Genomic DNA, 6,611 nt, shown 5'->3' with positions numbered 1-6,611 from the left:
GGGACGCAAAACGTGGCTCAGCGGATGCGGGAGCACGGTTTGCGTCCCTTCGTGCGCGAACCGCGGGATGCGAGGGCGGGCGGGACGCGGGGCGGCGCAGGGCGCGGCCGCGGCATCCAGAGCCGCACTGCGTGTGGCCGCGTTCAGTCGGCGGGCCACTCGGTCAGCCGACACCAAGGGAAGGCGGCGTATGGTTTGACCATGCGACGTGGTCTCTGGGCGGCCCTCACGGGAATCGTTGCTGCGGCGACCGTTCTGGCCTCCGCCGAAGTGGTCGCGCTGTTCGTCGGCGCGGAGTCCAGCCCCCTGTTCGCCGTGGGGTCCCTCGTCATCGACCTGGCGCCGCCGGGCGTGAAAGAGCTGACCATCGCCCTCTTCGGTACCGGCGACAAGGCCGCCCTGCTGACGATTCTCGGCATCGTCGTCGCGCTCGGGGCCGCTCTCGCCGGCTACCTCGAGTATCGTCGCCGTCCGCTCGGAACGCTCGTGCTCGTCGTCTTCTCGGCGATCGCGGTGCTGGCCGTGACGACGCGCGAGAACGCGTCGGGGATCGCGGCGGTTCCGACCGTGATCGGGATGCTCGTGGGCGTCGTGGTGCTGAACGCGCTGCAGACGCGCCTCCGCCGCTGGGTCACGCGTGCCGGTGGTTCGCGTGCCGGGGTGTCGCGTGCCGGGGTGTCGCGTGCCGAGGGTTCGCCCGCCGCGGGCGTTCGGACGCCGGCCGCGTCGTCTCCGGATGCCGCGGCTGCTGCCGTCGTGACCGGTGCCCCTGCGGCATCCGGGGCCGACTCCGTTTCCACCAACGAAGAACCCGGCGTCAAGCCGGTCTCGGCCGGAATGCCGCAGCCGGTGAACGGAACCGGCACCGTGGCGAATGGGCTCGACGTGCCCGCTCGCTCCGCGGCATCCGGGGCCGATGCGAACACCCGCCCCGCGGCATCCGGAGCCGACGCGAACACCCGCCCCGCGGCATCCGTACCACCAGCGGCCAGCGCAGCGCGCCTCGCCCGCGCGCCGCTCGAGCGGCGGCAGTTCCTCACGTGGATGGTCGTCGCCGCAGCTGCGTCGGCAATCGCCGGCGTCGCAGCCCGCACCATGAACGCGGGCGCCGCCGTCGTCACGGCCGCGCGCAACGCCCTCGTGCTGCCCACACCCGCCGCCGCAGACACCGCGGCCCCCCTCGCGGCCGGCACTGACCTCGGCATCACCAACCTCAGCCCCGTGGTGACCCCTGCCGCCGACTTCTATCGCATCGACACGGCGTTGCAGGTTCCGCAGCTGAACCCCGACACGTGGAGCCTCAAGATCACCGGCATGGTCGAGAACGAGGTCGAGATCTCGTTCGCCGACCTGCTGGCCCTGCCGATGGTCGAGAACTACACCACGCTCACCTGCGTCTCGAACGAGGTCGGCGGCGACCTCATCGGCAACGCGCTGTGGCTCGGCTACCCGATCCGCGACCTGCTCGCCCGGGCGAAACCGACCGCCGGGGCCGACATGGTGCTCTCCCGCAGCTCCGACGGGTTCACCGCGGGCACGCCGCTCGAAGTCCTGCAGGATGCCGGGCGGCAGTCCCTGCTGGCGGTCGGGATGAACGGCAAACCCCTGCCGATCGAGCACGGTTTTCCCGCCCGCATGGTGGTTCCGGGGCTGTACGGCTACGTTTCGGCTACCAAATGGGTGGTCGAGATGAAGGTGACCACGTTCGCGCAGGACATGGGCTACTGGACCCCCCGCGGCTGGACGGCCCTCGGCCCCATCAAGACCTCCTCCCGCATCGACACCCCGCGGCCCGGCACGAAGCAGGCGGCCGGCACCATCGCGATCGCGGGGGTCGCGTGGGCGCAGCACATCGGCATCCGGGGCGTCGAGGTGCAGGTCGACGGCGGCGACTGGCAGGCCGCGACCCTCGCCGACGCGATCTCGGCGGACACGTGGCGGCAGTGGGTGCTGCAGTGGGATGCGCCCTCGGGCGACCACACGATCGCGGTGCGCGCGACCGACGACTCCGGCTACACGCAGACCTCCGACGAGGCGCCGCCCGCCCCCGACGGCTCCTCCGGCTGGCACACCATCAAGGTCAGCGTCGCCTGACCCGCGCCGGGCCCTGGCCGGCCCGGGAAGCCGTGCCCGCCTTGCCCGGCGCCCTGCCCGGCTCACCGACGCACCCGCGAGGGGACGCAAACCGTCCCATCCGCCCGCGCGTAGGACGATTTAGGTCCCTTCGCCCCGGGAAGCCGTGCCCGCGCTGCTCGGCGCCCTGCCCGGATGCCGCGCCCACCCTGCCAGGCGTCATGACCGTCGCCGCACCCCCCGCTCACACGCCCGGCCAACGCGGTGCGCGAGTCGACGGATCCCCGCGGCCGGCCCCTTGAGTGCATACGACACTCCGGCTGCCGTCGTCAGAGCGAGACCGACGGCGGTCAGCGGAAAGGAGAGCGCTGCGACATTCTCCCCGGGCACAGTCAGCACGATCTGGTTGCAGATCTGAACTGTGACAGCGGGAAGCAACGCCCACCGCGCATACCCATGCAGAGCTCTGCCGCGCGCCACAGCGATGGCCGCGAACATGCCCGCGGTCAGCCCTATGGCACCCACCGCGAACGCGACCCACCCGCCCGCTGCACCGCCGAGAGTCGGGTCGCCCACGACCAGTAGAGAAGAGAGCTGCACCAGGAACGGGCACGTGCCGAACACGATCAGTGCCAGCCGCCCCCACCGCGCGCCCCCGACGATGCTCGCCGAGTGCACTCCGACGGCGAGAACCGTGAACGCCACGGCGATGACGGCGGCGGAGGCCGCCAGAACAACAGAGTCCCCGAGCGGTACGAGCCCTCGGGCTTCCGGAATCAGTTCGGCCAGGGCAAGGGCCACGGAGTACAGGGACCCCAGAACGATTCCGCAACCACCCAGCAGGCAGGTGCGTCGCAGGTGTTCCCCACGGATGGAGTTCACGAGATCTCCGACCCTGCGCAGAAACGTTTCAGGGGTGACGCGATGCTCGACATGACGCTCTCGTATCGCAGGTCATCGTCAGCAACCGAGCTGAGGGCGAAGACGTTCTCGGGCTCGAGTGCGTGTTCGACGAGATCCGGAAGGCCGGGATGGAGGGTCTCGAAGTCCGCACGCTCGGCCTCGAACTGCTCGGGGTTCAGTGCGCGGTCGTGCAGAGCACTCGACAGGAGCCGAACACAGGCGGAGCGCCCCTCTTCCACCGGCGTGAGGGCATCCATGTCAGGAGTGTCCTGAGTCGGCCCACGGGCATCGACCCTCCATTCCAACAGACCCAGAGCGTCCAGGGTGCCCACAGCGAACCAGCTTTCGCCTCGCACCAGGTACCGATCGGTCCCGATCAGAGGCCAGTCCTGAAGCGCGATATCGGCATCGCGACGAGACGGGTACGAGCGGACCACGACGATCCCTGCGGTAGCGGTCACACAGTAGCTGCCGCTCATCGGTGAGAAATTGTAGAGGTCGTCGGCGAGGAGGATCTCACTCCGGCAGTCGAGTGAGGCAACCACGTCTGCCACCACCGCGGCGGAACCCGCTCGCGCCACAACACCCTCCGCGGGCGCAGTCGGAGAGGGTCGGGTCACCACGGTGACTGCCACCGCACCCGCAAGGGTGCCTGCGAGCACCGTGATGGTCACGGCGTTGAGCAGCGCGGGCCGCATGGCGCTCAGTGCCAGTTGATGTTGCCGCCGTAGCCGTTGATCGAGTACGCATGGAGCTTCTGGTAGGCGAGCACGTTGCCCCACGGTACGTTCACGGCGCCCGAGCCGCCGCACCCCACTCCGTACCAGATCGGTGCGTAGGCCGTGTTGTATCCCAGCCCTGAAGCGCACACCCGCGTGCCGGAGCCGTTCTGCATCTGCCAGGTGTATCCGGTACGGAAGCCGGGTGAGCCGGCCAGCGAACACGAGGCGCGCGAGTCCGGGCCCTGCGCGCCTCCGGGCGGAGCGTACGCCGAGCTGCCGCACTTCGGCGTTCCGAGGAGCGACGGGGTCGAGCCTTCGGGTGTGAGTGCAGAACCGGGAGCGAAAACCATCGGGTCGGCCGGGTCTATCGGCTCGACGACGACCGGAGAGGCCGGCTGATCATCTGCAGCACCCGGGTTCGGAGCCGCCGAGGCTGAACCGGTACCAAGACACAGCAGACCGATCAACACGACGGGGCCTGCCCCCGCCATCCAGAGATTCCTCTTCACCATGCTCCTCACGTCGGCCCGCCCATCGGGACACGCTTGACCACATAGTGAAGATTGCTCGTTTACAAGGGCAGGCACTCAGCGAGAAAGGAGCGCGCTACCCGATCAGGGAGGGCCGCAGGTCGCGGAGGGTGCGCGACGCCGTCTTGCGCGTCGCGAGGAACATCGAGAACGCGATCGCCGCCGCCAGCCACACGGCCAGCACCCCCACGTCGTTCAGCGCGAGCGACAGGTCGCCCCCGTACATGAGCTGGCGGATGCCATCCACCGCGTAGCTCATCGGCAGCACGTGGTGCAGCGCCGCGAGCGGACCCGGCAACGTCTGCCACGGGAACGTTCCGCCCGCCGTCACCAGCTGCAGCACCATGAGCACCAGCCCGAGGAACTGCCCCACACTGCCGAGCCAGATGTTCAGCGCCCCGATGATCGCCACGAAGGTGATCGAGGTGAACACCATGAACGCCAGCATCAGCGCGGGGTTGGCCACGCTGAACCCGAGCGGAACCGTCACCACGAAGTACACGGCCGCCATCTGCAGCGCACCGAGCAACGCCGGGGCGAGCCAGCCGGCGAACGTCACCCGGAGCGGTGCCCGCAGGGCGGTCAGCGCCCGGCGCGACAGCGGCTTGATGATGAGGAACAGTGCGTAGATCCCGATCCATGCCGCCAGGCTGATGAAGAACGGCGCCATGCCTGCCCCGTAGGTCGACGCCTTGGTGATGCTGTCGGTGTCGACCCGCGCCGGCGTGGCGATCGTCGCGGCCGCGGTCTGACGCTGATCGGGCGTGTAGTCGGGGATCTGGTCGATTCCCGACGAGAGCCCGTCGCGCAGCTTCACGGCGCCCGCGTTGAGCTGGCCCGCACCCGTCGAGAGAGTGGCTGAGCCGTCGGCGAGCTGCTGCGTTCCGCCGGCGAGGGTGGATGCGCCGTCGGCGAGCTGCGAGGTGCCCGAGGCGAGCGACGCGGCTCCGTCCGATACCTGCGCAGTACCCGTCGCGAGCGTCGCGGCCCCGTCGGAGAGCTGCCCCGCCGACGAGGCGAGGGTGGAGGCTCCGGCCGCGACCTGCGCGGTGCCCGAGGCGAGCGACGCGGCCCCTCCCGCGAGGGTGGGCGCGGCGTCGGCGAGGCGCTGCGTTCCCGCGGCGACCTGCGCGGCCCCGTCGGCGAGCTGGTCGACCTGCGTGTCGAGGGCCTCCACCTTGCTGTTGCCGTCGGTGATGGCCTTTCCGACGGAGTCGAGCCGGTCGAGAATGGCCGCGCGTTGCGCATCGGTCAGCCCGGGAATGTCGTCGAGCTGCTTCACGATGTCTGCGCGCACCACTGGAACCTGGCTCGCGGCATCCTGAGTCGCCGAAGCGACCTGGTCGGCCGCGCCGGCCAGCTTCGCGTTGCCCGCCGCGACCTTCTGTGCCCCGTCGTTCAGGGTCGCGGTGTCGCCGGGCAGCGACTGCACGCCGGTGCTGAGGGTCGCCGCGCCGGTCTCGGCCTGGTTCGCGCCGTCGGAGAGAGTGGATGCTCCGCTCGCCAGTCGCGAGGCGCCATCGGCCAGAGAGCCGGCGCCGGTCGCGGCCTGAGCGGCACCGTCTGCGAGGGTCGACGCCCCGCTCGCGGCCGTCGCGGCACCGGAGGCGAGCGCCTGGGCGCCCGTGTTCGCGGTCGCCGCACCATCGGCCAGGGCCGCCGCGCCGGTCTGGGCCTGGCCCGTGCCGTCGACGAGCTGGTTCGCTCCGTCGAGCGCGGTGCCGAGGTTGTCGTGGATCGTCGAGAAACCGTTCAGGAACTGCAGCGCGGCGGCCTCGCCGACCTGCTCGCTGATGCTCAGGCGCACCTTCTCGGCGACGGTCGCGGCGATCGACGACGCGAGGAAGCTGTTCGTGTCGTTCGTCGTCAGCTGCACGACGGCCTGCGTGGGGGTGGCGGTTCCCGCGGAGGTGAGCATGGTCGAGAAGTCGGGACCGAGCGTCAGAACGAAGTCGTAGTCGCCGTTCCTGACTCCGGATGCCGCCTGGTCGGCGGTCGCGTCCTCCCATTCGACACTGTCGTCGGCGATCAGCTGATCGTGCACCTGCGTGCCGTAGTTGACGGCCTTGCCGTCGAGTGTGGCGCCCGTGTCTTCGACGACGAGGGCGACGGGGATGTTCTTGATGTTGCCGTAGGGGTCGCTGTTCGCCCAGAGGTAGAGGCCCGCGTAGATGACGGGTACGAGCATGAGCGCCACGAGGGCGAGTCGCGCCAGCCCGGTCGCGGTGAGGCGCCGCAACTCTGTGCGGACGAGGGTGACGATCTTCATGCCTGTTCCTGTGCCTGTTCGGTCTCTGTGTGGGTGGTGCCCGCCGCGGTCGCGCTCGTCGCGGGCGCGGCGGGCACCACCCACACAGAGACCGAACAGGCACAGGAACAGGCA

General features: G+C 70.3%; 5 protein-coding genes. 1 reads left to right on the top strand and 4 read right to left on the bottom strand.

Annotated elements, in window-relative coordinates; translation table 11 throughout:
- The first annotated feature begins 201 nt into the window (after nucleotides 1-201).
- Nucleotides 202-2,094, top strand: a complete 1,893-nt coding sequence (locus C5B96_RS16645; protein WP_104246485.1) for a molybdopterin-dependent oxidoreductase — start codon at nucleotides 202-204, stop codon at nucleotides 2,092-2,094.
- 198 nt (nucleotides 2,095-2,292) lie between these two features.
- Here C5B96_RS16645 and C5B96_RS16640 read toward each other — a convergent pair whose 3' ends face one another.
- From C5B96_RS16640 to C5B96_RS16625, 4 genes are all read right to left on the bottom strand, one after another.
- Nucleotides 2,293-2,955 carry a hypothetical protein gene (locus C5B96_RS16640; protein WP_104246484.1) on the bottom strand — a complete coding sequence of 221 codons (663 nt, stop codon included), beginning with the start codon at nucleotides 2,953-2,955 and terminating at the stop codon, nucleotides 2,293-2,295.
- Nucleotides 2,952-3,233, bottom strand: coding sequence for a hypothetical protein (locus C5B96_RS17240; protein ID WP_146078235.1), 282 nt, complete (start codon nucleotides 3,231-3,233; stop codon nucleotides 2,952-2,954). Before C5B96_RS17240 ends, C5B96_RS16640 begins: the two co-directional genes overlap by 4 nt.
- 446 nt (nucleotides 3,234-3,679) lie before the next feature.
- Nucleotides 3,680-3,871: a hypothetical protein gene (locus C5B96_RS17485; protein WP_158507227.1), complete on the bottom strand. Its 192-nt coding sequence runs from the start codon at nucleotides 3,869-3,871 to the stop codon at nucleotides 3,680-3,682.
- A gap of 433 nt (nucleotides 3,872-4,304) precedes the next feature.
- Nucleotides 4,305-6,497, bottom strand: a complete 2,193-nt coding sequence (locus tag C5B96_RS16625; RefSeq protein WP_104246481.1) for a YhgE/Pip family protein — start codon at nucleotides 6,495-6,497, stop codon at nucleotides 4,305-4,307.
- Between the last annotated feature and the right edge of the window lie 114 nt (nucleotides 6,498-6,611).

This window comes from Subtercola sp. Z020 (genome assembly GCF_002931235.1).
In the GTDB taxonomy this organism is placed as follows: Bacteria; Actinomycetota; Actinomycetes; order Actinomycetales; family Microbacteriaceae; genus Subtercola.
This window is presented reverse-complemented; position numbering and strand designations above follow the sequence as displayed.